Below are 25,080 nucleotides of genomic sequence, written 5' to 3' on the forward strand. Positions count from 1 at the left end.
TTAGTCGTGGCACTCTCTTCTCCATTTTTGGTGGGAGTCTATGAAAATAAAGTCTTAATAAAAACCTATAAAGAATCAGGTAGAACCAGTGAAATATTGCCACTTGTATTGGCTGAAATTTGTGATGAATTTGAGATAGAAAACATCTATTTTGCCAATGGCCCGGGCAGTTTTATGGCGATTAAAGTCACGTATGTTTTTTTGCAAACGATGAGTATCAGTCTGAATGTTGATATTTTTGCAGCAGATGGCTTTGAATTTAACCATAATGCCCCAATACGAGCACTAAAAAAAGTCTATTTTGTGAAGGAAGAGGGAGAGATTAAGATGCGTCGATTTGACGAAGAGATTGAAGACCAATTTGAATTACCCCAGCTCCTACAACACGATCGGTTCACAAAAAATTGTGATCCATTATATGTATTACCAGCAGTGTAAAAGAGGAGAATGGCGTGAATTTAAAGATAAAAGTACCCGCAACCAGTGCCAATCTAGGACCAGGGTTTGATGCATTAGGTGTCGCTATAAATTTGCATAATGAGATTACCATTAAGAGTTCTAATTTTCATAGCGTTTCTATCAAAGGCGAGGGCGAACACAACACGAGATTGAAAAAAAACAATATTTTTATATCTATTTTTAATGACATTTATCAAGAGTTGAGCGGAGAAAAAGGAACTTTTAGATTTGAATTTACCAATAAAATACCTTTTGCCCGGGGATTAGGAAGCAGTTCGGCTGTTATTGTTAGCGCCATTGCAAGTGCTTATGAGATGGCTAATATCAAAGTCAGTAAAAACAAAATTTTAAATCGAGCTCTTTTTTATGAACCCCATCCTGATAATATCGCACCGTGTGTATATGGTGGTTTTGTGAGTTCTGTGGTTGATAACAATAGCGTGCATTCGTTGCAAAAAACGCTACCTGAACATCTAAAGGCTGTGATGGTGATACCCAACAAACCGATGTCAACCGTGCAATCTCGTAGTCAATTACCGAAAAAATTTGCGATGCAGCAGGTGGTTTATAATCTCTCACGTGCTTCTTTATTGAGTGCTGCATTTTTTAGTGAAAATTGGGAAATGTTGAAAATTGCATCAAAAGATTGCATCCATCAAGACCAACGAATGAAAAACATGCCAGAATTAAAACAAGTACAAAAAAGCGCACTCGAACAAGGTGCCCTGATGAGTACGCTCTCAGGTAGTGGCTCATCATTTTTTTCCATGTGTTACGAAACGGACGCTTTGGGAATTAAAGAGAGATTAAATAGAGAATTCCAAGATTTTAGAGTCGAGATTTTTGACTTTGACAACATTGGCTATGTGATAGAAAAAAATGTTTAAAAGCGGTAAAAGTGAAAAAACAGATAAATTCTGATACAATAAGCGAAATAAATGGTGCGACGCGTATGTGCATCGTATGCAGGGCAAGATTTCCCCAAAAAGGTTTATACCGCTTTCAAGAAAATAATAAAAAGCTTGTAAATTTTCAAAAGACTGGGAGAAGTTTTTATGTGTGCGCCGCATGCATCACCAACAACAGAAACAAACTGATGAAAATTCTAAATCATAAATTTAGAATCAAATACGACAATATAGAAGATTTTGGCAAAATACTGAAGGAGTTAGATACGAATGGGTAAGATCCGTATACATGAGATAGCAAAAGAGATGGGAATCAAAAGTAAAGACATAGTAGAAAAAGCGGTTGAAATGGGATTTGATGTAAAAGCTGCTTCCAGTGGTGTCAGCCCCGAAGAGGCAGAGAGTCTGATTAATTTTATTTTAACGGGTGAAAAAAGTAGTCCAAGCAGCAGTGCCGTGCAAGAGCACTCTAAAGCGCAAAAAGACGTCGTTACTGAAGAGAAGGTTGTGGAGCCCAAACCAGAACCCAAACCTGATGTTGTCAAAGAGAAGCAACCAACCCCGCCACCAAAACAATCCGTAGATAAACCTCAAGAAGAGAAACCTCAAGTGAAAAAAGAAGAGGTCAAAGAAGAGATAAAAGAGGCAAAAGTAGAAGCATCAAAAGCGCTTAAAACGCATGCTGAAGAAGCCAAACCTGCTGAGAAAAAAGTGGAAACTCCAAAAGTAGAAGAACCTCCTGTAAAGGAAAAACCTTCTTTATCTGCAAATGTCAGAAAAAGAAGAGGTTTGGTCATCGTCAAAAAGAATCGAAGACATCAAGCCGCAGAAGCTGAGAAGAAAAATGCCTTTGATGATGCTGATGTAAAATCTGCATTAAAATCGCCATTTGGAACATCTAAAAAAACAAATCCTATCGAATCGGTATTTGGTACTAGCCAAGAGAGTTCAAAGAAAAAGAAAAAAGCTAAAAAAACTCCTTCTCAAAAAAGCAGTCATAATCAAAAAGTGAATTTAGAATTAAATATGCAGATGAAAGACGTCTCATTAGAAATAGAAGAAGAAATGGTCGTCTTGCCAGATTTTACCGTGAAACAAGAAGTCAAAGAAGTCTATAAGAAAAAGATTGATCCATCTCAAATGAAGAGCACAAAAAAATCTACTTTCTTAAATCATGGTATTCAAAGACAAACCAAAAAGAGACGCCGCCGCCGTCCGGAAGAGAAAACATTAGAAGTGATTAATTCAATAGAAATTCCTGAAGATATTCGTGTATATGAATTTGCAGAAAAAATTAATAAATCTATCGGAGAAGTGATTAAAGAGCTTTTCACCTTAGGTGTTATGGTAACAAAAAATGACTTTTTGGATAAAGATGCCATTGAAATATTAGCAGATTCATTTGATCTTTCCGTCACAACGGTTGATGAACAAGAAGAATTTGATTATGTGAAACAATATACACAAAGTAGTGAAGAAAAATTGGTTGAGCGAACCCCTGTCGTCACGATTATGGGTCATGTTGATCATGGTAAAACCTCACTTCTTGATTATATTAGAAGTTCAAAAGTTGCCAGTGGAGAAGCCGGTGGTATCACCCAACACGTGGGCGCTTATATGGTTGAGAAAAATGGCAAAAACATCACTTTTATAGATACTCCAGGTCATGAAGCATTTACACAAATGCGTTCACGTGGTGCTGAAGTGACGGATGTCGTTATTATCGTTGTTGCCGCAGATGATGGTGTGATGCCACAAACAAAAGAGGCGATTGATCACTCAAAAGCCGCCAATGTGCCTATTATCATCGCCGTCAATAAAATGGATAAAGAAAATGCAAATCCAGACTTAGTGAAGTCTCAATTAGCTGAACTTGATATCACACCAGTAGATTGGGGTGGAAGCTATGAATTTGTGGGTATTAGTGCCAAAACAGGTATGGGAATTGATGAACTTCTTGAAGTGATATTGATTCAATCAGAAGTGTTAGAGTTGAAAGCAGACCCTTCAAAAGAAGCGAAAGCTGCGGTGATTGAAAGCTCCGTAGAAAAAGGAAAAGGAACCGTTTCTACCGTTGTTATCCAAGATGGAACACTTCATGTTGGAGATACTGTCGTAGCTGGCGTGGCTCACGGTAAGGTTAAAGCCCTTTTAGATGATGAAGGCAATGCTGTAAAATCAGCAAAACCAGGCGAGCCGGTTGTCGTACTTGGACTCAGTTCTGTGCCAGAAGCAGGAGAGACGCTTGTGAGCGTAGAGAGCGATAAAATTGCAAGAGAATATGCTAAAAAACGTGCCGAATATTTGAGACAAAAAGAGCTTTCTAAATCGACAAAAGTAACCATCGATGAATTGAGTGCGATGATTGCTGAGGGTGCTTTGAAAACATTACCAGTTATTATTAAAGCAGATACGGGTGGTTCTCTTGAGGCTATCAAAGGCTCATTGGCAAAAATTAAAACCAGTGAAACCAAAATCGATGTCATCAGTTCTGGAATCGGTGGTATTACAGAGAGTGATGTTGGCTTAGCAGGCGCCAGTGAAAATTGTATTATTTTAGGCTTTAACGTAAGACCGACAGGAAGCGTGAAAGAACGTGCTAAAAATAGTGGTGTAGAAATTAAAACATACAATATTATTTATGATTTGATTGATGATGTTAAAAACCTCGTCATTGGTATGTTAGCACCGGTTATCAGAGAAGAACATATCGGACAAGCAGAAGTTAGAGAAGTCTTCAATGTGCCAAAAATTGGTGCCATTGCCGGTTGTATTGTAACAGATGGCTCTATTAATAGAGGCGTGAAAGTTCGCTTGATTCGTGAAGGTGTTATCGTGTATGAAGGGACGGTATCATCATTGAAACGTTTCAAAGATGATGTTAAAGAAGTCGGAAAAGGGTACGAATGTGGTATCGGAATCGATGGCTTTAATGATATCAAAGTCGGTGATTATATGGAAAGCTTTAAAGAAGTCGAAGAGAGAGCAACCCTTTAGTACGGGAAATTGAACCAAGGATGATACTTGGTTCAATAAAGTTTAATGAGAAGCATTTAGTCATGAGCGTATTCGTGGCTAAAGGAGACAGAGCATGAATGATAAAAGTATTAAATTACAAAGAACCCAAAGTGTATTAAAAGAGTTGTTGCCTGAAGCGTTGGCCACATTGAGTGATGAAATGTTGAGTAATCTCTGTGTGATTGATGTCGTATGTAGCCGAGGAAAATATGATGCAGAAGTCTATTTGGATGAAATGGCATTTGATAGTGACGAGAAAGCTTATATATTAAAACACCTCAAAAAAATCAATCGACATTTGCAAAATTATTGCATGCAAGCAGAAGGCTGGTTTCGTTGTCCAAATTTTCATTTTAAATTTGATGAAAGTCTAAAAAAACAAAATGAGATGGATAAATTATTTGAAAAAATAGAGAAAGAGTTACATGGTTGATATTGAAACAATAAAAAATATACTCAAAGACAATGAGGTAGAGCTGTATGATACCGAGGTGGCTGATGAAGGGGGTGCTAAAATCTTCAGGATTTACATCACATCAAAATCGGGTGTCACCTTAGATATGTGTGGAAAAATTTCCTCAATTCTCTCTCCTATCTTAGACTTGAATCCTCCGATTAATGGGCCTTATACGCTGGAGGTAAGCTCCCCTGGTATTGAGAGACGCTTACGAAAAGCAGAGCATTTTAAAGGAAGTATTGGAGAGACGGTCAAAATCAAATGTCATGATGCCGAAAAGATTATAGGGGTTTTAAAATCTTTTGATGGTAAAACTTTAGAAATTGCACAAGATGATAAAATTATCCCTATTAATATGGCGGATATCGACAAGGCTAGAACGTACTATAAATGGTAACTCCTATCGATATTTCTTTGATGCAACAAGCCGTTGATGAGGCTTGGAAATATCAAATTCTTACATATCCAAATCCTGCAGTTGGTGCTTTGATTGTTGATGAAAACGGTGCGGTGATAGCCTTAGGTGCCCATCATCAAGCAGGGCTACCTCACGCAGAAGTTGAAGCCATCAAAAATGCTTATTTTACTATGACCCATGATGCGAATATTCTTGGCATAAAGCAATCAGATGCTATCCATCACTACCTTTTAGACCACCGTCATGATATCTTTAAAAAGTGCACCATTTATGTAACATTAGAGCCTTGTCATCATCATGGCAAGACGCCCCCATGTTCTCGTCTTATCAAGGGTTTAGGCTTTAAACGTGTCGTCATTGGACAAATGGATTCCAATGATGAAGCACACGGTGGTGCGGCGTATTTAAAAGCACAAGGGATTGGTGTTGATGTCTTAGAGTCTTCTCATGCGTGTGAGATGCTGAGCTTTCCTTTTAGAAAATGGCAGCAAGGTAACTTTGTATTTTTTAAATTGGCTATGAGTGCCAATGGTGTGATTGATGGGGGTATTATCACCGATGCGACCTCGCGGATGTTGGTCCACCAATATCGCACGCAGATTGATTTGCTAGTTATTGGCGGTAATACGGTACGCATGGATAGACCCATATTAGATTCGAGATTAAATCATGGACGAGCCCCAGATGTCATGATTTATTCGAAAAAAAAAGATTTTGATCCCACAATTCCCCTTTTTCAAGTACAAAATCGTCGCGTTTTTATCGAAGATCATTTAGAACGTATCAAAGAATATAAATGTGTCATGATAGAAGGAGGAGCTGGTATGTTAGATGCCAGTCGAGAGTTCGTAGATTTGTATGCTATCTTTAGGTCACCAAACTTCAAGCGAGGGCATCACATTGATTTGGATTTAAAATTACAAGAGCTCAACTCAATAAAACTCGAGCATGACCGATTGTCATGGTATCAAAAAATCTAAATCATATATTTTTGATATTTGTCATCTAACATTTTCTCAGCAATTTTATAGTTCGCAGTATCCACACAAGGAACGCTTTGAATGAGTGGGCGATATTTCTCAAAAGTACTCCACACGGTTTTCGCACCGGTCTCTTTTCCCATGATTTTAAGTGCCAATGCTGTTGAGCCATTGATGAGACCTTTCAAGATTTTACTTTCATCCAAAGTCTCTGGATTTTTCTTGAGTTCACGCCAACGATCTTCGAGTACTTCGTGCCCTTCAACAAAATCTTCCTCACAAATTGCTTCTAAAAATTTTTCAATATCTTTCAAAATTTCCCCTAATTTAAATTTGTAGGGTATAATAGCAGAAAATTTTTAATTTAGTATGTTTTACTAGATAATGACAAGGGACTGTTTTGACACCAACGAATAAACAAGAAAAAATAGTAAAGATGTTTGACGATATTGCGCCGACTTACGACAAAGCGAACCGCGTATTGAGCATGGGAATTGATATCCAATGGAGAAAAAAAGCATGCGATGAGACTTTTGCACGCTATAATAGACCGATTGATCTTATCGTAGATGTGGCTTGTGGTACGGGTGATATGATGGGATATTGGAAAAAACGTGCAGAACATGCGGGTATTGATGTCGTGAAAATCCTTGGTGTTGATCCTTCAAAGGGTATGACGCAAGTGGGCAAAGAGAAGTTTCCGGATTTTGAATTTGTAATTAGCGAAGCCACACAAATTCCTCTCGAAAATGAAACAGCAGATATTTTAAGCATCAGTTATGGCATCCGCAATGTTGTCAAGAGAGAAGCCGCTTTTGCTGAGTTTGCACGTGTTGTTAAACCGGGTGGTTATGTCGTGATTTTAGAATTTACCAAAGATGACAAAAAAGGCCCACTTTTTGCACTCAAAGATTTTTATCTTAATAAAGTATTACCGAAAATTGGTGCCTTTATCTCTAAAAATAAAGAAGCGTATGAATATCTTCCAAATTCCATCGAAGGATTCTTAACCTCTGGCATGTTACAAAAAGAGCTAGACCAAGCGGGATTTGATACCGAATTTGCCAAAAGCTTTTCTATGGATATCTCGACTTTGGTCATAGCAAAAAAACGATGAGTGAACTCTTGAGTCAAACCCAAAGTGTCAGCAGTCTCAACACGCAGATTAAATCTTTGCTTGAGAGTACTTTTATTCATGTTTGTGTTGAGGGAGAAGTCTCACGATTTACTTATCACAGCTCAGGGCACCTATATTTTTCGATAAAAGATGACAAATCCACCCTCTCTTGCGTGATGTTCAAAGGTAATAATTCCAAGATGAAATTTCGTCTGGAAGAGGGGATGAATGTTATCATTCATGGTTCAATCTCCGTGTTTGTACCAAGAGGGAGTTATCAGCTCAATTGTGTGGCCATTGAGCCATCTGGCAGTGGTGCTCTGGCCAAAGCCTATGAGCAACTCAAAGAAAAATTGAAACATCGGGGTTATTTTGATCCTAAAAACAAAAAAATAATCCCCAAAAATATCAAAACTATGGCACTGGTGACATCAGGAACGGGCGCAGCACTTCAAGATATGTTGCGCGTCGCTCAAAAACGGTGGCCTTTGGTCAAGATTAAGATTTTAGATACTATCGTACAAGGAGATAGTAGCGCGGTTCATATTGCTAAAAATATCGCTTATGCCGATACCCTTGGGGTTGATGTGATTGTTGTATCCCGAGGGGGTGGGAGTATTGAGGATTTGTGGGGTTTCAATGAAGAAATTGTTGCAGATGCTATTTTTAGAGCGCATACGCCTATCGTATCAGCGGTAGGACATGAGATTGATTTTGTGATTAGTGATTTTGTTGCTGATCTTAGAGCGCCGACGCCATCGGCTGCTATGGAGATGATTTTGCCGGATAAAGTGGAAATCCTGCTGGGTTTGGATGGATTAAGTGACCGTATTCAGAGCCTTTTTGGGCGAATCATCCATCAAAAAAATCAAGAATTGCTGAATCTCAAGCATGAATTTAAACGCTACTCTTTTGAACAGAAAATTGATATGATGAGTCGTGAGGTTAAAATATTAAAGGAGCAGTTTATTGCTAAACTGACCCAAGTACTCGAAACCAAGCAACGCCAAAAAATAGTTCTAGCAGAAAATCTCTCTTTTACGCATCATCAAAATCTCATCAAATGGGAGCAAATGCTTCGCAATCTGAAAGAAGCTTTTAGTGCCAAAGACCCAACATTGGGATTAAATGAAACGTTTGCACAAGTCATCCGCGCTGGAAAAACGATACGAGCGGAGGAATTACAACGGGATGATATTTTTGAGTTACAAACCCAACATGTCATCATCGAATCTAAAGTAATGTCCAAAAAAAAGATTGACTAACGGAGCGTCTTATAGACAGACGCACCGTTATCATGATGTTATTGGTGTACGGTTAGATTATTTTTCTTGATGCTTTCAATCATTTTGGCGATGCGGTCCATCTTGAGTGTTTCTTGTTCCATATCATCAATCGCATCGAGGCTGAAATGTGGTAATTTCTTGTCAAGATATCCCGTATCAAAAGTACCATTGATAAAATCTTCATCTCGCACAATTTGTCTGTGTAGTGGAATATTGTTGGCCACACCTCTGACGATAAATCCATCAAGAGCACGGCGTGCTTTGTTGACAGCACCCTGCCAATCCAAATTCCAAATGACCAATTTAGTAATCATAGAATCATAATGTGGTGGTATGGTATAGCCTTTGTACGCAATCGAATCTAACCGTACTCCTGGTCCACCAGAGGAGAGGTGTTCGGTGATTTTCCCTGGTGAAGGAGCAAATCCTTTTTTAGGGTCTTCAGCATTAATACGAAACTCAATCGCATAACCGCGGAAGGTAATCTCTTCTTGTAAATATCGTAATTTATCACCGCCTGCGATTTGAATCATTCTTTGAACAATATCGATACCACTGATGGCTTCAGTGATGGGATGTTCGACTTGGACGCGCGTATTCATTTCGATAAAATAAAAGTCATTATTTTTATCAACAAGATATTCAATCGTCCCAACATTTTCATATCCAAGGCGAAACATTGCCTTTTGTGATGCCCGATAAATTTCTTTTCGTGTTTGATTATCGAGTCTTGGAGAAGGCGCTACTTCGATGACTTTTTGATGCTTTCTTTGTATGGAGCAATCACGCTCTCCAAGATGGACAACATTTCCAAATCGATCGGCAATAATTTGCACTTCGATATGCCGTGGATTATCCAGAAATTTTTCTACAAATGCCGCACCATTGCCAAAGAATTTTTTGGCCTCATTGGTAGCTGCTTCGTAAAGTTTTTTAAAATCTTTTGCTTCATAAACGACGCGCATGCCACGTCCACCACCACCATAAGCGGCTTTGATGATAACAGGAAAACCGATTTCTTTGGCGATTTGAACCGCTTTATCCACATCATCGATAGGCTCATCAGTACCAGGAAGTACCGGAATTCCAACACGTCGCATCGCTTGTTTGGACGCAATCTTATCACCAAAGAGTGCAATATGTTCAGATTTCGGTCCAATAAATATGATGCCGTTCTTTTCACAATATTCTGCAAATTCAGGACTTTCTGACAAAAATCCATATCCTGGATGGATGGCATCACAGTCGGCTTTTTTTGCCAAAGAGACAATCTTTTCATAGTCTAAATATGCCTTGATGGGATCTCCTAAGATAGGATAACACTCATCTGCTTTTTTTAGCCATACACCGTGGATGTCAACCTCTGAGAAAACTGAAACACTTTTGATATTTAACTCTTTGCATGCTCTGATGATACGCAATGCAATTTCGCCTCGATTGGCGATTAATATCTTTTTAATCACGATAAAAGTCCTTTTTTAATAGTGTAAAAATAGCAATATAGCTTTTTATAATTATAGGTAAATGCGGTTGAAAAAAATATAAAATTCTTAATAAAAACTAAATATGTGATATTAAAGTATCATTTTTCAAAAACATATAAGCACATCAAGTATTTTCAAAGATTTTATCTCAATTGTCCTGCTAAATTTTCAAGATGCATTAATGAAAAAAAGCTATTGGCTTTGAGCTCTTTTAAAAATTTTTCCATATCATATTGTGGCTTTTTCCAAATAGGATGGGAAACTTTTGCCAAAGCAATCAACTCTTGTTGGGCTTGGTACAAAGAGCCAACTTCATCAATAAGTCCTTGATTTTTTGCTTTTTGTGCTAGAAAAACTTTTGCATCAGCATAATCGGTTGATTTTTTGATGTTTAATTTTCTCGCCTTTGACACATCGCGAACAAACATCGCATAAGCATCATCCACCAATGTCTTCATCGCAGCTTTTTCTTTTGGTGTCCATTTTCGTGTTATCGTACCCATTTGTTTGTAAGCGCCCGCGGTGACAACCTGCTCTTTGACTCCGAGTTTATGAGCTAACTCTTCGATATTAGGGGCTTGAAACAATACGCCAATAGAGCCGATAAAGGCGCCGGGATTGGCGATGATTTTATTAGCCCAGATTGAAGCATAATAGCTCCCACTGGTCATATTCCCACTGGCATAAGCGATGACGGGTTTATGAGATGCTAGTCTCTTAATCGCCAAGGAGAGCTCCACAGAAGGGGCGAGTGCACCACCGGGAGAGTCTACTTTGAGTAAAACACCTTTGATGGCAGGATTATGGGTAGCTTGAGAAATCTCATCCATGATTTTATCAATATTCCCAATTTCTCCCTCTATTTTGATCACGCTGAGGTTAGGTTTTTGCAAATTGTCACTACCAAAAGGAGCGAAAAGGACCACCAGCAATAATAAAAAAATAAAGGCTTTAAAATGGTTTTGAATGTAATCTAAAATCCTCCCTAAAAATCGAAAAAATATCATAATATTTCCTTTCCGTTGATAAAGGCTTTATCGACTACTTTAGTATGTAGGATGATTTGCGTACACAAATCTTCTAGGGATTGTAGTTTTGAAGGGAGATGCAAAGCAATAATATCAGCATCTTTTTTCTCTTTGAGTGCACCATTATTCAATCCAAGGGCACTGGCCGCTTGAGTGGTACTCATCTTTAAAAGCAAGCGTGATAATAATCTCAAATCACCCTGATAATGGAGCATCAAAGCCGCGCGCATCTCATCCCAAAGGCTTAAAGAGAGATTTGAACTCAAACCATCAGTCCCTAAAGTGAGCATCTTTTTGTCTATATTTTCGATTTCAAGCCGTCCGGAATTCAAAAGACGGTTTGACACCGGACAGTGGGTGATACATCCTCCCATCTTTTGGATTTTTTCTATTTCATCATGATGGGCTTTGGTGCAATGGGTAAAGAGTGTATGGGTATCTTGAAAAAGATCTAAATATTCAAGAGCGTTCACAAACGGTCTGGCATTGGGCGCAAAGGCGTTGAAAAAGTTCATAAAATCTCCCGTACCACTATCGAGCCAATCCCGCTCAGCCGTACTCTCCATAAAATGTGTCGAGACAGGATAATTTTCTTTTCGTGCGATATCTAGAGCATTTTTAGCTAAAATTGGGTGGGTTGAATAGGGTGAATGAATCGAGATAGCAGGGATAAATGTATCGCTTCTGGAATCTTCACTGTGGTGCAGTTTTGATTGAAAGTCTTGAAACAAAACATCCACACTATCGGGGCGTGAGCCCAAGAGTTCGGTAAAATAGACGACTTTTTGAGGGGTTTTGACACACACATCAAAATCATCTCCAAAACTGCTAATTTCCCCTAAAGTCGTCGTGCCAGAATGCAGCATTTTTTGCAATTGTTCTTCCATGCATCCTGCCCCTCCCGCATCTAAAATAGCATCGCGATTTTTAATGACACTATTGAGCCATGGAATAAAATCACCATAGGTCAATGATGTGGTATTGGCACTAAATTCAAGATGAACGTGTGTATTAATGAGTCCAGGAAGTAAGACAGAATTTTTCCCCGCCCAAATGACAGGGGTATCTTTGTATTTATTTAGGATGGTCTGGCTTTTGCCTATCTCGATGATGGTGTCATCAAAACAGATGGCACCATCTGTGATAATCTCAAAATCATCGTTGCATGTTAGTATATAATCTGCTTGTAATATCTTCAAATCAAAACCCTTATAATTTTTCAAAATTGTAGCATAAATGAGAAAAAGAGGCGTATAATTTTGGGATTATATTTTCATATAACCCCAATAATTTATAGTGTTATTTTTGTTCCGAGAACTTTTAAAAATTGTGCAATCCATGCAGGATGTGCTGGCCACGCCGGTGCAGTGACGAGGTTGCCATCTGTGAAGGCATCTGTCACTTCGATGTCTTGATACGTCCCACCAGCTTCTCGTACTTCTGGAGCGCAAGCAGGGTAGGCAGAGCAAGCTTTGTTTTTGAGAACATTGGCCGCTGCGAGTATTTGCGCACCATGACACACCGCCGCGATGGGTTTGTTGGTGTCTGCAAAATGTTTGACGAATTCTATCACTGTTGTGTTCAGTCTCAGATATTCTGGCGCGCGTCCGCCGGGGATAACCAGAGCATCAAAACTTTTGACATCGATGTCACTAAACGTGCCATTGAGTGTAAAATTGTGGCCGGGTTTTTCACTATAAGTTTGATCTCCTTCAAAGTCGTGAATCGCGGTTCTGATTGAATCGCCTGCCTTTTTTTCAGGACATACCGCAATCACCTCATGGCCGACGGCAGCTAGGGCTTGAAAGGGTACCATGACTTCATAATCTTCTACAAAATCGCCTACGATAAATAAAATTTTACTCATATTGACTCCTTGTGAAATTGAGATAGGAGAAGTATAACGCATCTTAATAAACAAACACTTAATAATTTTTTTTACTTGCGATTGGTATAATAAAGAAATTTTTTAAACAAAGGAAGAAATGTGAAAATTGTCGTAATACAAGGACCAAATTTAAATATGCTCGGACATAGAGAGCAAAACATCTACGGGCCAATGAAATTAGAAGAAATCCATGCTCAAATGGAAGCAGTTGCAAAACAAAACGGTGCAGAAATCGAATTTTTTCAATCAAATTTAGAAGGTGAATTGGTCGATAAAATCCAAGAATGTTTGGGTGATGCTGATGGTATTATCATCAATCCTGCGGCATATTCTCATACTTCTATTGCCATCAGAGATGCGATTAATGCGGTCTCTTTACCTGCTATTGAAGTACATATCAGTAATATCTTTAGAAGAGAAGAGTTTCGTGCACACTCTATGACAGCTCCAGCAAGTACGGGTGTTATTTCAGGATTTGGACCTTTTGGTTATCACTTGGCGATGATTTCATTGTTGCAAATGTTAGGTGAAATGGAAGCCGCTCAAAAAATGCAAGAAGAACAAGCCAAAGCATAATGAATTACATACTAAAAGATGAAAATGCCGTCTATTATGAGTGCGGCTTTTCATGTGATAATGAAATATTTTTAAAATTAGAGGATGCGGCATATTTCTTGACCGATGCCAGATATATCACAGAAGCCAAAGAATACATCAAAAATGCGGAAGTGGTAGAGATGGACCGCAGAGATCCGATGAAGGTCGCGCGTACTTTGCTGCGGAAATCCAAAATTGCAACATTGATCTATAATCCTTATGAATGGTCGGTGGGTGAGTTTGAGAGATTGAGTTCAAAACTCAACATCAATTTTTCACAAAAGGTCAATTTTTCACAACAAAAAAGAATCATCAAAAGCGATCATGAGCTTGATATTTTAAGAGTGGCAGCACGCAAAGGCGCTGATGCTTTTGATGCGTTTGCCGCGTTTGTACGAGAGCGAGGAATCGGATTGAATGAGAAGCGACTTTTTAATGAAGCTGAGAATATCTTCAAAAATTATGGAGAATTAGAACTTAGTTTTTCTCCTATCGTCGCTTTGGGTGCCAATGCTGCAAAACCTCATGCTTTGCCGAGTGATGATGTATTGCGAGAATCTGAACTGCTCTTATTGGATGCGGGGGTTAAATATCAGCGATATTGTTCTGATCGAACCCGAACCGCAGAAGTGAGCCACAATATGGTCTTTGAAAAAAATATGAAATTCAAAGATGCTCTGAGACAAAAAGTTTATGATACGGTTTTAAAAGCACACGATGCCTCCATCAAAAAAGCCAAAGCAGGCGTGCGGGCGAGTGAGATAGATAGGGCCGGACGTGAGGTGATTGAAAAAGCAGGTTTTGGTCAATATTTTATCCACTCAACCGGTCATGGTGTGGGCTTGGATATTCATGAATTGCCTGTGATTGGGGCAAGAAGTCAAGATATTATCGAAGAAAATATGGTCTTTACTATTGAACCGGGCATTTATCTACCGGGCGAATTTGGTGTTCGTATCGAAGATACGGTGATTGCTAGAGAAACGGATGTTGAGATTATTAGTTGAAAGAGATTATTTTAAATCAAGATTTGACACTCTATTTTTCAAAGAATTTTCCTAAGCGATACAAAAAAAAGGCGTTCTTTAAACATCAGGTAGTCGTAGGAATCGGAGGTAATATTGGCAATGTGTTGGGGCGATTTGATGCCGTTTTTAGGTATTTTAAAAAGGACCGACGATTTCACATTGTTCAAACTTCTCCGATTTTGAAAAACCCACCATTTGGTTATCTGGAGCAAGCAGATTTTTTCAATGCGGTATTTGTGTTGCAAACCTCAATGGCACCGCGTGAGATGTTGAAGAATTTGTTACATATAGAACAATTACAAAAAAGAGAAAGAAGTTTCAAAAATGCACCAAGGAGTATGGATTTGGATATAATATTTTTTGATGACATTAGAATAAAAAGCGCAAAATTGACGATTCCCCATCCGAAGTGGAGCGAACGTATCAGCGTGATGATACCTCTAGGTTATGTAATAAAGGAACGCGTGTGAAATTTCTAACTTTTAGTGCCGAAACCCCTGCACTAGCACTCAAACAAGCGCAAGCTGAATGTGGCGAAAATGCATTGGTTGTGAGTACCAAACAGATAAGAAAAAAAACCATCAATTCTTCTTCACTGTATGAGGTCATTGTCGGCGTGGAAGAGACACAGCCTCCACAAAAAAACATGACAAAACCTTTGCATCATGAGACGCGTCCTGATGATATGCTTGTCAATATTTCAGAGGCCGCAAAGCAAATATCTCAGATTGCTAATGTCACCACCAATGCGATTGGTCAGAAACCATCAAGTGGTCATGAGAATAATCAAAAAGCCAATGAAGAGATTACGACCATCAAAGATGAAATTACTAAATTGGCGGATAAGATAAAATTAATCCAAGAAATGTTTTGGGAAGAAAAGGCACCCAACCGAAACCATTTGCAAATCCCCGCAGAATTTGCAGAAATTTATAAATTAGCAAAAAAAAGTGGCATGGGTGAGGATCATCTCGAAAATATCATGAACCTAACATTAGAGCATATGCCAGCCCGGATGCGTTCTAATAGTGAGACCATCAAACGTTATTTTCAAGTCTTATTGCGCAAACTCATTCCGGTGCGTGTTGAGACACCGATGAACCGAAAAATTAAAAAGGTCATGATGTTTGTTGGGCCTACAGGAGTGGGAAAAACAACGACCATTGCCAAATTAGCAGCTCGATATTCGTATCTATTGGAAAAACGTAGTAAAGTAGGGATTATCACCTTAGATACGTACCGGATTGGAGCGGTGGAACAACTGTTTCAATATGCGAAAATGATGCGATTGCCAATCGAAGATGTGGTAGATCCTAATGATTTTAACGATGCACTCAATTCGCTCAGTCATTGTGATATTATCTTGATTGACACGGTGGGGAGTTCTCAGTATGATAAAGAAAAGCTCTCAAAACTCAATGAATTCATCCGAAAGAGTGATTTTCAAATTGATGTCAATCTTGTCTTATCTGCGGGGTATAAACTTGACGATTTAGAAGAGATTTACAAAAATTATGAATTTTTAGATATTGACACGTTAATCTTTACAAAATTTGATGAAACCAAAGTGTTTGGTACGATTTTTTCTTTAATTTATAATATTAATAAACCCGTGAGTTACTTTTCGACAGGACAAGAGGTGCCAGATGACCTTGAAACCGCATCGAGTGATTTTTTAGTCCAGTGCATATTGGAAGGCTTTAATGCCAAGAAGGAAAAAGATGATAAACAATCAAGCTAATAAACTCAAAGCGATTGTTGGAGAACAGCGAGAAGCACAGCCCCGTGCGCATACAAAATACATCGCTATTACCAGTGGAAAAGGGGGCGTGGGAAAGAGTACTATTAGTGCCAATATTGCCAATATTCTGTCTCAAAATGGCTTTAAGGTCGCCTTGCTTGATGCGGATATCGGTTTGGCCAATCTTGATGTCATCTTGAATGTTCGTATTAATAAAAATATCCTACACGTCTTAAAAGGCGAGTGTGCCCTCAAGGATATTATCATTCCTGTGAATAAAAATCTTGTCTTAATCCCCGGGGAAAGTGGTGATGAAATTCTAAAATACAGTGATCAATTTATATTTGAACGCTTTTTTGATGAGAGTTCCATGTTGGATGATTTAGATTTTATTATTATAGATACGGGTGCGGGCATTGGTGGGCATATTCAACTCTTTTTAGAAGCCGCTGATGAGGTGATTGTGGTCACGGTACCAGATCCCGCGGCGATTACGGATGCTTATGCGACTATCAAAGTGACCAGCAAAGTCAAATCTTCACTCTTTATGATTCTTAACATGGTGAAAAATGACAAAGAAGCATCATTAATTTTTGATAAAATAAAAAAAGTAGCACGACAAAATATCGGTGAGCAATTGGAACTGAATTTAATCGGAAAACTCTCAGAAGACAAGTTGGTAGCTAAGAGTATCAAACAACGCACGTTGTTCACAAATGATGCGCCAAGTTCCCTAGCATCAATGGATATGAAAAAGATTGTCAATCATCTTGTTTACAAGTTGGAACGAAAAGTGCTTAAAGATGGAGTAAATAGAAGTTTTGGTAGTTTTTTCAAAAGGCTAATCGAACAATTTTAAAGACATCATGGAGCTGTAAGATAATGCAAACAGAAAATTATATATATTTTTTCACCAGTTGTGGGTTTTTTATTGGACTGATGTTTTCATTGCTAAATTTTTCAGGACCTTGGGATATTTTACTGTATAGTGGCGCTATTACGCTATTTTTTTATCTTTTTATACATATTGTTGTCATCAATTTTATGGATCTCTCCAAACTTAACAATCTGATGTTTAACAAAAAAGAACATGAAGAAATCAGTGAATATTTTATCAAAGAGTTAGATTTTAGAGAGAGCAAATTGGATGCGATTTTGTCAGATATTGAGAAGATGAATCGAGCGTATAAAGTAGAAAAAGAGTATCATAATAGCGTGGAAAAAGATGGAGAAAGTCATAAACAAGCAGCATAACCCCTATTTGAAAAATTTAAAAAAAGAGCAGGATGAACTCGTGCTCCAGTATTTGCCAGCACTCAGAGCGATGGCGTACCGCCTCAGAGAGCGTTTGCCTTCATCGATTGATGTGGATGATTTGATTTCGATTGGGACTGAAGAGATGATTAAATTATCCCAGCGCTATGATAAGCAAAAAAATGATTCTTTTTGGGGCTATGGCAAAAAAAGAGTTTATGGTTCAATGTTGGATTTCCTGCGTTCTTTAGACATCATGAGCAGAAGTGACCGAAGATTGGTTAAATTGATTGACAAAGAGGTGAGTAAATATTTTAATGACCATCAAGAAGAACCGAGTGATGAATATCTCAGTGAGGTAATCGGTGAAGATATTACAAAGATTCAAGATGCAAGAAATGGCTACAAAGTGATCTCAGTCATGCCGATGAATGAACAAATGACGATATTTTCAGGCGAAGAGATTAATGAAGTCGTAGAAAAAGAGCAGTTGTTAGATATAATAAAAAAGGTTTTGTTACAGTTTGAGGAACGAGAGCAGATGATTATTCAACTTTACTATTTTGAAGAGTTGAATCTAAAAGAGATTAGTGGGATTTTGGAGATTAGTGAATCAAGGATATCTCAAATACACAAAAAACTTTTGAGAAAAATCAGAAGTGAGTTAGGAAAAGATTATGGCTGATATATTGAGTCAAGAAGAGATCGATGCGTTATTAGAAGTGGTTGATGGTGACAGCGAAGAGACTCCTGATAGTTATGAAGAGAGCCCTGAAGAGCGCCATATCATCCTTTATGACTTCAAAAGACCCAATCGTGTTTCCAAAGAACAACTTCGTGCTGTCAAAGGTATCCATGACAAAATGGCACGCAATCTCGCTGCACAAGTTTCTTCTATCATGAGAAGCATTGTTGAGATACAATTGCATTCTGTTGACCAGATGACATACGGTGAATTTTTGATGTCATTGCCGATTCCAACGAGTTTCAATGTCTTTTCTATCAAACCACTAGATGGAAGTTGTGCGATTGAAATCAATCCCTCCATCGCATTTCCTATGATTGATCGACTCCTTGGGGGTGTGGGTGAATCCTTCGAAGTGACACGAGAATTGACAGATATTGAGTTGAATTTATTGGATGCGATTTTACGTATTGTGATGCAACGACTCAAAGAAGCATGGGCTCCGGTGACGGATATGTATCCATCGATTGAGGCCAAAGAATCTAGCCCCAATGTTGTACAGATTGTATCCCAAAATGAGATCGTGATCATGGTTGTGATGGAAATTGTCATCGGTAATTCTAGCGGTATGATCAATATTTGCTATCCGGTGATTTATCTCGAACCTATCTTATCGCGCCTTGCAAATCGTGATATTATGCTCGGAGAGACAAGCTCTAAAAAAAGTAGAAATAAAGAATTAAATACCCTCATCGGACGAGCAGAGGTATTTACAGAAGCCATTTTAGGAAAAGCAGAATTAAGTGTGGGTGAGTTGTTGGACCTTGAAAAAGGGGATATCGTGATTTTAAATAGACCATCAGATGACCATGCCATCATCTCAATTGATAAAAAAGATCTCTTTTTAGGAGAGATAGGATTGCATCGATTTAGAAAATCAGTTAAAATAGAGGCGTTGATCAAAACCGATAAAGATGAGATTAAAAATGCGTTAGAGATTTTAGAGAATAAAAGAAGAGCTAAGGTCTCTTCCTAAATAGAGGATAATATGTCAGAATTTATTACATTATTGCAAAATCAGATTGTATCGACGATAGAAGGCTTGACGGGTGTGGCGCCAAAAGCTGAGTTACATGGCAACATTGACATGGATAACAAAACAACGCTAACTTCACCCATCGCAATATCTCATGTAAAAGTTAGCGGAGCGGTAAATACGACTATGGCCGTAGCCATATCTGCAAATCTTGCCACAGCGATTGGGGACATGATGCTCGGCGGTGAAGGGGCAGAAAAAGAGGATATGAATGAGGATGATCTTGATGCGACCAAAGAGATTGTTTCTAATATCCTAGGCTCACTCTCTACCGCACTCAAAGCACAAAAAGATATGCCAGATATTAGTTTTGCGGTGGAAGATATAGAATTTAAAGATTCCAGCTCTGTCGTCACTTTTGATGCGTATAGTCGGCTTTTGATTTTTAATGTCAATATAAAAAGCAGTATGGATAATATCTCTTTTGCTCTTGATGATATGTTGTATTTGAAACTCACCGGCGAAGAGGCTCCAACGCAGATTAAAGAAACGGTTGCAAAAAAAGAGATAGAAGAAGAACCCGTTGCTGAAGATACAAATGCGCTCAATAACGCAGAAATAAGAAATATCGAATTAATAAAAGATGTCTCTTTGCCAATACGTGTGCGGATTGGTTATAAAAAAATGTTATTAAAAGATGTCTTATCTATGGATATTGGATCGGTAATTGAGTTAGATCAACTTGCCAATGACCCGTTAGAGATTTTAGTCGGAGATAAAGTGATTGCCATCGGAGAAGTTGTCATAGTAGATGGTAACTTTGGTATTCAAGTGGGTGAGATTGGTAGTAAGCGCGAGCGATTGGAAAAGCTAAGATAATCCATACTTTATCTTTAGCTTTGACGAAAAAACTCTAAAAATTTTGTTTAGAGTTTTTAAGTAAACAATGTGTAATATCACATATAAAATTCACTACAAAAAGAAATAAAATGTCAAAAATATTAGTAGCAATGAGCGGAGGTGTCGATTCTACCGTAACCGCGTATAAATTAAAAGAGGCCGGTCATGATATACAAGGCGTGTATATGAGACTTCACAATGACGAAAAATCACATGAAGAAAATATCCGAAAAGTGAAAAAAGTATCTGAATTTTTAGGTATTCAGTATCATGTTTTGGATATCCGCGACAGATTTAATGAATTTGTTTATATGCCTTTTGTAAAAAAATATGAACAGGGAATGACCCCCAATCCGTGCGCTTTGTGTAACAGAAATATAAAATTCGGGGCTTTGATTGATTTTGCAAAAGAACTCGGTATGGATAAATTGGCGACAGGGCATTATGTGCAAGTTGTCGATGGATTTATCAAAGAAGCCGTTGATAAGAGCAAAGACCAAAGCTATTTTCTTGCCAATGTCAAAAAAGAGAATCTTGATTTTGTCACCTTCCCTTTAGGTGAAATGTACAAAGAAGATGTCAAAAAGTTTGCCAGTACGATTAGCGTACTAGAAGAGTTTGCCACACAAAAAGAGAGCAGTGAGATTTGTTTTGTCGATACTACCTACATCGATGTTTTGAAAAAACATATTGATACTCAAAAACCCGGTCATGTTTTGAACACAAAGGGAGAAGTGGTCGGTGAACACAAAGGCTACATGCACTACACCATAGGAAAACGTAAAGGTTTTAGTGTTAAGGGTGCGTTGAGTCCGCATTATGTCATTTCAACCAATCCAAAGACCAATGAAATTGTTGTGGGAGAAAAGCAAGATCTAGAGACGCAGTGTTTTGTTGCAGAAGATACGAATATGTTCATCACTGAAACAGAATTCGAGTGTTCGGTGAAAATACGCTATCGCAGCCCTAAAAGTCCTTGTCATGTTACCATTAGAGACAATAAAGCTGAAGTCTCACTCAAAGAGCCCCTTCAGGCACTAGCAGCAGGCCAAATGGCCGTATTTTACGATGGAGCGCGTGTTATTGGGAGCGCTTGGATTGTGAAATAATTCAAAAGAAGCCCACTAAAATATCTCTGATTTAAAGACAATTGTAGAAAATTTTTGATAATATTCTTTATCAAAGAATGAAAGTGGGCTTATAATGGATATAAAAAAACTTAAACTCTCAACGATGTTCTCGATTATGTTTGCAGGAGCTTTTATTCTAATTTCTGCAATTTTTTACTATTATGGCTATGTCAAAGAGAAAGAGTCTCTCACTCAAAATTTAAAATCTCAAGGTACTTCAGTACTCAATTTTGCTGATGTTCTTCTAGAATCTCGAAACGAAAAATTCTTTGGTGGTACCTCCACAGAAGTACCACAAGTCATCCAAAATGAAGTGTTTGAAAAATTCACAAAATTATCCAAAGGGAAAGTATTTTTTAAAGAAGCTTCCAATAATCCGACCAATGAAAAAAATAAAGCAACGCCTTATGAGAGTAAAATCATAGAAATATTTAAAAATAATCCACAACTCAAAGAGTATGAACAAAACATCAAACATCTCAATAAAGATTATTATCTTCTTGCCCGTCCGATTGTCGCAGAAAAAAGATGCCAAATGTGTCATCCGACATGGAATGCCGGTGAAGTCATTGCGATTGAAGATGTCAAAATCGATTTGAGTGATTTTGATGTGGATATCAAGGATAATCTCATCTTGACCGTAGCAACCGGTTTGATTAATATCATCATTATTTTGTTATTAACCTACTTTTTATTCAAACGCTATGTTGCCAAACGGATTGCCAAGTTATTAGAGGTGATTATGAGAGTCGAAAAGGGTAATTTTGTCATTGATGATATTCTCGAAGATGAACCCGTTGATAATGGCAAAAGTAAAAATGAAATTGACCAACTCTTTAAACATCTCAAAGATATGGTTAATACGCTCAAACCGGTCATTGAAAACGTTGTAGCTGAGAGTAAGCACATGGCTTTTAATGCTAGTTATGGCTATGTGAAAGTGGATCGTACGAATGAACATGTGAAAGATCAGCACGTGGCATTGCAAACGTCTCAAAAGAAACTCAAAGAGATATTTGAAGACAATGCACTCATGCAAAAGACGCTCACACATATGTTAGATAGTTCTCAAAATTCGAAAATCGTAGTACAAAACAGTCAAACAGAAGTATCCAAAAATCTCGAACAAGGTTTAGAAGCGGCTTCTTCCATGGAAGAGACGACCATGACCGTACAAGATCTCAAAACATTCTCAGATGAAATCTCTAAGATGATGGACATCATCTCTGATATCGCAGATGAAACCAATCTGATTTCTTTAAATGCCGCCATAGAAGCAGCACGAGCGGGAGTACACGGTAGAAGTTTTGCGGTTGTTGCGGATAAGATTCGAGAACTAGCAGAAGTATCTCAAAAGAATGCCGATGATATTGGTGAAGTCTTGAAAAAAATCAATAAACAGATTGACAATGTTTCTCAAAGTGCCCAACGCTCTAAAGAGAGTGTCATCTCCTTGGCGGATAGCTCTAAAATTATCGATAAAAACTTTGAAGAGATACGCGATAGTTTTGATTTGATTTCAAAATACCTCAATGATTTTAATGTACAATTCACACAAGAGTCAAAAGTACTAGATGAGATGCATAAAGAACTCGAAAATGTAGATGAAACGAGCAATGTATTAGCCAAAAATGCAGAAGAGACAAAAGATATCATGAAAGACACCGCTGAGAAAAGTGCCTCTTTAAAAACATTGGCGGATGGATTTGAAATCGTTTTAGATAACCGACAAGCCAAACGTACGGTTGTGACGCCACCAATGAAAGCACGTGATATCAAGTCACGCAGTCTTTATATCTTTGATATTTCACAAAGTGGTATTGCTTTTTATGATGTAGACCCAAGTATTGTTAGAAATCAAGGTGATGTGATTACCATCTTGACAGATGATACTATAGCGGGTGTTTCAGAATTTAAGTGTAAGATTATCTATGTGAGTGAGGATACCATCAAAGATATTCATTTTTATGGAGCAGAACTTTTAAATGCCTAGACGCGCTCTTGTAAATGGCGGCGCTCTTTGGCTAATTTTTTGTTCAATTTTTTGATCATTTTAGTACATTCGTATGAGGGGTGCAATCGCGCGTAGCGGTTGAGCCACTCAATTTGCGCACTAATGTCTTGTAGGTTTCCAAATGATTCCTGCGCTTTTTTACAAGTCTTAATCTGAGATTCTAAGTCAATAATATCACAATTTTTAAAAAACTCAAGCGCATAACGTGAGATTTTAAATCGTATTCGTACAGCATGATAGGCGGCATCACTATCGGTTTCATATGAGAGATGCTGGTATGCTTTCATCGTTTTTTTAAAATATTTTTCTGTTTTTTTAATCATCGCAACATAAGATTTGATACCTGGTAGATTGTGCAAGGCATCGGATATTTTTAATAGGGTTGAGGTGATATCATCAATCACGGATTGATGCCATAGTTGACGGTATTGTTTGATGCGATATTGGCGTATTTCTTCTTTTAATTTTGGGAATTTTTCTTCATGGATTGTTGTGAGTAACACATCTAAGTCTCGTAATTCATTGGTCTGTTTCAAGACTCTTTTGAGCTCTGAAATAACATGTTTTTCTTCTGGCATAAAAAGTTTCAATAGAGACAAAACGCGTCGGGTATAGACTCTATATTTATGAAGATATTCTATATCTGCATGCACGTTGATGGCATTGGCACTTCGAATGGCATTGAGAAGATTGAAAATCAAATAATTGACAAATAATAGATTATACATAGCAGTATTTTATCGTAAAAATAGTAGTGGCGTCCTTAAAGCAAATCAGAGTGCCTCTTATCAATAGATAGACACCATAGTGATGTATTATTTAGATTTATATGCTAAAATCAGTAAAAACTTTATGAGGAGCATCAGATGAAATGTAATGTCGGTGGCATGGATAAAATAGCGAGAATCGTAGTAGGTGCTGCTTTGGTCGTGTATGCTTATATGTGAGCACAACCTTTGGCCTATATTGGCATCATTCCTTTGGTGACTGGATTGGTGGGATTTTGTCCCTTGTATACGCTATTTCGGTTTAGTTCATGTTCTAAAAAAGAATGATATAGCACTCAAGCGGCTTTGATTTGAAGAGGGTAAAAGCCGCACGTTACGCATTAAGATGTTGGTTTAGTGATTTCTCCACACTGTTCTGCGTACATTTTACCCCAGATGAACATATCATCCAAGATGGGTTTTAGTTTTTGTCCGATTGGGGTCAAAGAGTAGACGACTTTGGGTGGGATTTGGGCAAAGACTTCTCTATGGATAATCTGCTTTTCTTCCAACTCTTTGAGTTTGATGGTCAAAGTTTTTTGTGTGATTTCACTAATATCTTCGCTTAATTCTTTAAATCGCTTATCTTTTTCCAATAAATGCCATATAATCGATAGTTTCCACTTGTCATTAAAAATATCCAGTGTAATGGACACCGGGCATCCGTATTTTTTGTCGTTTATGCAATACATCAATAGTCCTTTAGCTAATTATAGCATAATTTTTTTTAATGTGTATTACTTACATAAAATATAGTAAAAGATAATTAAGTAACCAGTTTTGCATTATCATGAGGAAAGATTTATCGATTGAGATTTGAAAAAATATCTTTTTAAGCCCTAATTCAGTAAAATAACACTCTATAATTTTCAAAGGAAATAAAGA

The 25,080-nt window shown here is 37.9% G+C and carries 27 protein-coding genes and 1 pseudogene; 21 read left to right on the forward strand and 7 right to left on the reverse strand.

Features of this window, described 5'->3' with window-relative positions; genetic code table 11:
- Positions 1 to 6: 6 nt before the first annotated feature.
- The 7 genes from SFB89_RS02215 (at position 7) to ribD (ending at position 6,240) form a co-directional block, all read left to right on the forward strand.
- On the forward strand, positions 7 to 438 hold the full coding sequence (locus SFB89_RS02215) for a hypothetical protein (protein ID WP_331775322.1): 432 nt from the start codon (positions 7 to 9) through the stop codon (positions 436 to 438).
- A gap of 14 nt (positions 439 to 452) precedes the next feature.
- Complete coding sequence (gene thrB, locus SFB89_RS02220; RefSeq protein WP_331775323.1) at positions 453 to 1,346, forward strand: homoserine kinase; 894 nt, start codon at positions 453 to 455, stop codon at positions 1,344 to 1,346.
- A gap of 65 nt (positions 1,347 to 1,411) precedes the next feature.
- Positions 1,412 to 1,645, forward strand: coding sequence for a DUF448 domain-containing protein (locus SFB89_RS02225; RefSeq protein ID WP_331776041.1), 234 nt, complete (start codon positions 1,412 to 1,414; stop codon positions 1,643 to 1,645).
- On the forward strand, positions 1,638 to 4,364 hold the full coding sequence (infB, locus tag SFB89_RS02230; RefSeq protein ID WP_331775324.1) for a translation initiation factor IF-2: 2,727 nt from the start codon (positions 1,638 to 1,640) through the stop codon (positions 4,362 to 4,364). The genes SFB89_RS02225 and infB overlap by 8 nt, the downstream gene beginning before the upstream one ends.
- A 94-nt stretch (positions 4,365 to 4,458) precedes the next feature.
- Positions 4,459 to 4,818 carry a 30S ribosome-binding factor RbfA gene (gene rbfA, locus SFB89_RS02235; RefSeq protein WP_331775325.1) on the forward strand — a complete coding sequence of 120 codons (360 nt, stop codon included), beginning with the start codon at positions 4,459 to 4,461 and terminating at the stop codon, positions 4,816 to 4,818.
- Positions 4,811 to 5,239 (forward strand): ribosome maturation factor RimP, encoded by a 429-nt coding sequence (locus SFB89_RS02240; RefSeq protein ID WP_331775326.1) that lies wholly within the window; start codon positions 4,811 to 4,813, stop codon positions 5,237 to 5,239. Before rbfA ends, SFB89_RS02240 begins: the two co-directional genes overlap by 8 nt.
- A complete protein-coding gene (gene ribD / locus SFB89_RS02245) occupies positions 5,233 to 6,240 on the forward strand; it encodes a bifunctional diaminohydroxyphosphoribosylaminopyrimidine deaminase/5-amino-6-(5-phosphoribosylamino)uracil reductase RibD (protein WP_331775327.1) in 1,008 nt (335 codons plus the stop codon). Before SFB89_RS02240 ends, ribD begins: the two co-directional genes overlap by 7 nt.
- On the opposite strand, the gene SFB89_RS02250 is transcribed toward ribD, so the two are convergent.
- Positions 6,237 to 6,554 (reverse strand): DUF309 domain-containing protein, encoded by a 318-nt coding sequence (locus tag SFB89_RS02250; RefSeq protein WP_331775328.1) that lies wholly within the window; start codon positions 6,552 to 6,554, stop codon positions 6,237 to 6,239. The two genes, ribD and SFB89_RS02250, sit on opposite strands and share 4 nt — an antisense overlap.
- 86 nt (positions 6,555 to 6,640) lie before the next feature.
- On the opposite strand from SFB89_RS02250, the gene ubiE reads away from it, so the two are divergent.
- Together ubiE and xseA are read left to right on the forward strand one after the other, a co-directional pair.
- Positions 6,641 to 7,357, forward strand: coding sequence for a bifunctional demethylmenaquinone methyltransferase/2-methoxy-6-polyprenyl-1,4-benzoquinol methylase UbiE (gene ubiE / locus SFB89_RS02255; protein ID WP_331775329.1), 717 nt, complete (start codon positions 6,641 to 6,643; stop codon positions 7,355 to 7,357).
- A complete protein-coding gene (xseA, locus tag SFB89_RS02260; RefSeq protein ID WP_331775330.1) occupies positions 7,354 to 8,622 on the forward strand; it encodes an exodeoxyribonuclease VII large subunit in 1,269 nt (422 codons plus the stop codon). Before ubiE ends, xseA begins: the two co-directional genes overlap by 4 nt.
- 38 nt (positions 8,623 to 8,660) lie before the next feature.
- Here the strand turns inward: xseA and SFB89_RS02265 are convergent, their stop codons facing one another.
- The 4 genes from SFB89_RS02265 to SFB89_RS02280 all read right to left on the reverse strand — a co-directional run bounded on the left by SFB89_RS02265 (position 8,661) and on the right by SFB89_RS02280 (position 13,022).
- Complete coding sequence (locus tag SFB89_RS02265; RefSeq protein ID WP_331775331.1) at positions 8,661 to 10,106, reverse strand: acetyl-CoA carboxylase biotin carboxylase subunit; 1,446 nt, start codon at positions 10,104 to 10,106, stop codon at positions 8,661 to 8,663.
- 164 nt (positions 10,107 to 10,270) lie between these two features.
- Positions 10,271 to 11,134, reverse strand: a complete 864-nt coding sequence (sppA, locus tag SFB89_RS02270; RefSeq protein ID WP_331775332.1) for a signal peptide peptidase SppA — start codon at positions 11,132 to 11,134, stop codon at positions 10,271 to 10,273.
- Positions 11,131 to 12,354 (reverse strand): aminofutalosine deaminase family hydrolase, encoded by a 1,224-nt coding sequence (gene mqnF / locus SFB89_RS02275; protein WP_331775333.1) that lies wholly within the window; start codon positions 12,352 to 12,354, stop codon positions 11,131 to 11,133. Before mqnF ends, sppA begins: the two co-directional genes overlap by 4 nt.
- A gap of 92 nt (positions 12,355 to 12,446) precedes the next feature.
- On the reverse strand, positions 12,447 to 13,022 hold the full coding sequence (locus tag SFB89_RS02280; RefSeq protein ID WP_331775334.1) for a DJ-1/PfpI family protein: 576 nt from the start codon (positions 13,020 to 13,022) through the stop codon (positions 12,447 to 12,449).
- A gap of 120 nt (positions 13,023 to 13,142) precedes the next feature.
- Here SFB89_RS02280 and aroQ point away from each other — a divergent pair, with 120 nt between their 5' ends.
- The 11 genes from aroQ (at position 13,143) to SFB89_RS02335 (ending at position 23,407) form a co-directional block, all read left to right on the forward strand.
- The gene (gene aroQ / locus SFB89_RS02285) at positions 13,143 to 13,619 is read left to right on the forward strand and encodes a type II 3-dehydroquinate dehydratase (RefSeq protein WP_331775335.1); all 477 of its coding nucleotides are present in this window, start codon (positions 13,143 to 13,145) and stop codon (positions 13,617 to 13,619) included.
- Complete coding sequence (locus SFB89_RS02290; RefSeq protein ID WP_331775336.1) at positions 13,619 to 14,647, forward strand: M24 family metallopeptidase; 1,029 nt, start codon at positions 13,619 to 13,621, stop codon at positions 14,645 to 14,647. Before aroQ ends, SFB89_RS02290 begins: the two co-directional genes overlap by 1 nt.
- The gene (gene folK, locus SFB89_RS02295; protein ID WP_331775337.1) at positions 14,644 to 15,138 is read left to right on the forward strand and encodes a 2-amino-4-hydroxy-6-hydroxymethyldihydropteridine diphosphokinase; all 495 of its coding nucleotides are present in this window, start codon (positions 14,644 to 14,646) and stop codon (positions 15,136 to 15,138) included. The genes SFB89_RS02290 and folK overlap by 4 nt, the downstream gene beginning before the upstream one ends.
- Positions 15,135 to 16,409: a flagellar biosynthesis protein FlhF gene (gene flhF, locus SFB89_RS02300; protein WP_331775338.1), complete on the forward strand. Its 1,275-nt coding sequence runs from the start codon at positions 15,135 to 15,137 to the stop codon at positions 16,407 to 16,409. The genes folK and flhF overlap by 4 nt, the downstream gene beginning before the upstream one ends.
- Positions 16,390 to 17,268 carry a MinD/ParA family protein gene (locus tag SFB89_RS02305; protein ID WP_331775339.1) on the forward strand — a complete coding sequence of 293 codons (879 nt, stop codon included), beginning with the start codon at positions 16,390 to 16,392 and terminating at the stop codon, positions 17,266 to 17,268. Before flhF ends, SFB89_RS02305 begins: the two co-directional genes overlap by 20 nt.
- Positions 17,269 to 17,291: 23 nt before the next feature.
- Positions 17,292 to 17,663: a hypothetical protein gene (locus SFB89_RS02310; protein WP_331775340.1), complete on the forward strand. Its 372-nt coding sequence runs from the start codon at positions 17,292 to 17,294 to the stop codon at positions 17,661 to 17,663.
- On the forward strand, positions 17,635 to 18,348 hold the full coding sequence (locus SFB89_RS02315) for an RNA polymerase sigma factor FliA (protein WP_331775341.1): 714 nt from the start codon (positions 17,635 to 17,637) through the stop codon (positions 18,346 to 18,348). The genes SFB89_RS02310 and SFB89_RS02315 overlap by 29 nt, the downstream gene beginning before the upstream one ends.
- Complete coding sequence (gene fliM / locus SFB89_RS02320) at positions 18,341 to 19,384, forward strand: flagellar motor switch protein FliM (protein ID WP_331775342.1); 1,044 nt, start codon at positions 18,341 to 18,343, stop codon at positions 19,382 to 19,384. The genes SFB89_RS02315 and fliM overlap by 8 nt, the downstream gene beginning before the upstream one ends.
- A 12-nt stretch (positions 19,385 to 19,396) precedes the next feature.
- On the forward strand, positions 19,397 to 20,263 hold the full coding sequence (fliY, locus tag SFB89_RS02325) for a flagellar motor switch protein FliY (RefSeq protein ID WP_331775343.1): 867 nt from the start codon (positions 19,397 to 19,399) through the stop codon (positions 20,261 to 20,263).
- Between the two features lie 83 nt (positions 20,264 to 20,346).
- The gene (mnmA, locus tag SFB89_RS02330) at positions 20,347 to 21,393 is read left to right on the forward strand and encodes a tRNA 2-thiouridine(34) synthase MnmA (RefSeq protein WP_331776042.1); all 1,047 of its coding nucleotides are present in this window, start codon (positions 20,347 to 20,349) and stop codon (positions 21,391 to 21,393) included.
- Positions 21,394 to 21,487: 94 nt separating this feature from the next.
- The gene (locus SFB89_RS02335; RefSeq protein ID WP_331775344.1) at positions 21,488 to 23,407 is read left to right on the forward strand and encodes a methyl-accepting chemotaxis protein; all 1,920 of its coding nucleotides are present in this window, start codon (positions 21,488 to 21,490) and stop codon (positions 23,405 to 23,407) included.
- Here the strand turns inward: SFB89_RS02335 and SFB89_RS02340 are convergent.
- Positions 23,404 to 24,156, reverse strand: coding sequence for a CHAD domain-containing protein (locus SFB89_RS02340; protein WP_331775345.1), 753 nt, complete (start codon positions 24,154 to 24,156; stop codon positions 23,404 to 23,406). The genes SFB89_RS02335 and SFB89_RS02340 overlap by 4 nt on opposite strands.
- A 138-nt stretch (positions 24,157 to 24,294) precedes the next feature.
- On the opposite strand from SFB89_RS02340, the pseudogene SFB89_RS02345 reads away from it, so the two are divergent.
- Positions 24,295 to 24,483: pseudogene (locus tag SFB89_RS02345) on the forward strand (YgaP family membrane protein).
- Positions 24,484 to 24,536: 53 nt separating this feature from the next.
- On the opposite strand, the gene SFB89_RS02350 reads toward SFB89_RS02345, so the two are convergent.
- Positions 24,537 to 24,887: a winged helix-turn-helix transcriptional regulator gene (locus tag SFB89_RS02350; protein WP_331775346.1), complete on the reverse strand. Its 351-nt coding sequence runs from the start codon at positions 24,885 to 24,887 to the stop codon at positions 24,537 to 24,539.
- Positions 24,888 to 25,080 lie beyond the last annotated feature (193 nt).

The organism is Sulfurospirillum sp. 1612, assembly GCF_036556685.1.
Taxonomy (GTDB): Bacteria; Campylobacterota; Campylobacteria; order Campylobacterales; family Sulfurospirillaceae; genus JAADIZ01.

Excerpts from the sequence above, each read along its gene's own strand:
- ribD (WP_331775327.1), top strand. The coding sequence starts at position 5,233 with ATGGTAACTCCTATCGATATTTCTTTGATGCAACAAGCCGTTGATGAG.
- SFB89_RS02350 (WP_331775346.1), bottom strand. The coding sequence starts at position 24,887 with ATGTATTGCATAAACGACAAAAAATACGGATGCCCGGTGTCCATTACA.
- SFB89_RS02290 (WP_331775336.1), top strand. The coding sequence starts at position 13,619 with ATGAATTACATACTAAAAGATGAAAATGCCGTCTATTATGAGTGCGGC.
- infB (WP_331775324.1), top strand. The coding sequence starts at position 1,638 with ATGGGTAAGATCCGTATACATGAGATAGCAAAAGAGATGGGAATCAAA.
- xseA (WP_331775330.1), top strand. The coding sequence starts at position 7,354 with ATGAGTGAACTCTTGAGTCAAACCCAAAGTGTCAGCAGTCTCAACACG.
- fliY (WP_331775343.1), top strand. The coding sequence starts at position 19,397 with ATGTCAGAATTTATTACATTATTGCAAAATCAGATTGTATCGACGATA.
- SFB89_RS02315 (WP_331775341.1), top strand. The coding sequence starts at position 17,635 with ATGGAGAAAGTCATAAACAAGCAGCATAACCCCTATTTGAAAAATTTA.
- SFB89_RS02280 (WP_331775334.1), bottom strand. The coding sequence starts at position 13,022 with ATGAGTAAAATTTTATTTATCGTAGGCGATTTTGTAGAAGATTATGAA.
- SFB89_RS02240 (WP_331775326.1), top strand. The coding sequence starts at position 4,811 with ATGGTTGATATTGAAACAATAAAAAATATACTCAAAGACAATGAGGTA.
- SFB89_RS02340 (WP_331775345.1), bottom strand. The coding sequence starts at position 24,156 with ATGTATAATCTATTATTTGTCAATTATTTGATTTTCAATCTTCTCAAT.
- SFB89_RS02335 (WP_331775344.1), top strand. The coding sequence starts at position 21,488 with ATGGATATAAAAAAACTTAAACTCTCAACGATGTTCTCGATTATGTTT.
- rbfA (WP_331775325.1), top strand. The coding sequence starts at position 4,459 with ATGAATGATAAAAGTATTAAATTACAAAGAACCCAAAGTGTATTAAAA.
- fliM (WP_331775342.1), top strand. The coding sequence starts at position 18,341 with ATGGCTGATATATTGAGTCAAGAAGAGATCGATGCGTTATTAGAAGTG.
- SFB89_RS02310 (WP_331775340.1), top strand. The coding sequence starts at position 17,292 with ATGCAAACAGAAAATTATATATATTTTTTCACCAGTTGTGGGTTTTTT.
- SFB89_RS02225 (WP_331776041.1), top strand. The coding sequence starts at position 1,412 with ATGTGCATCGTATGCAGGGCAAGATTTCCCCAAAAAGGTTTATACCGC.
- sppA (WP_331775332.1), bottom strand. The coding sequence starts at position 11,134 with ATGATATTTTTTCGATTTTTAGGGAGGATTTTAGATTACATTCAAAAC.
- SFB89_RS02305 (WP_331775339.1), top strand. The coding sequence starts at position 16,390 with ATGATAAACAATCAAGCTAATAAACTCAAAGCGATTGTTGGAGAACAG.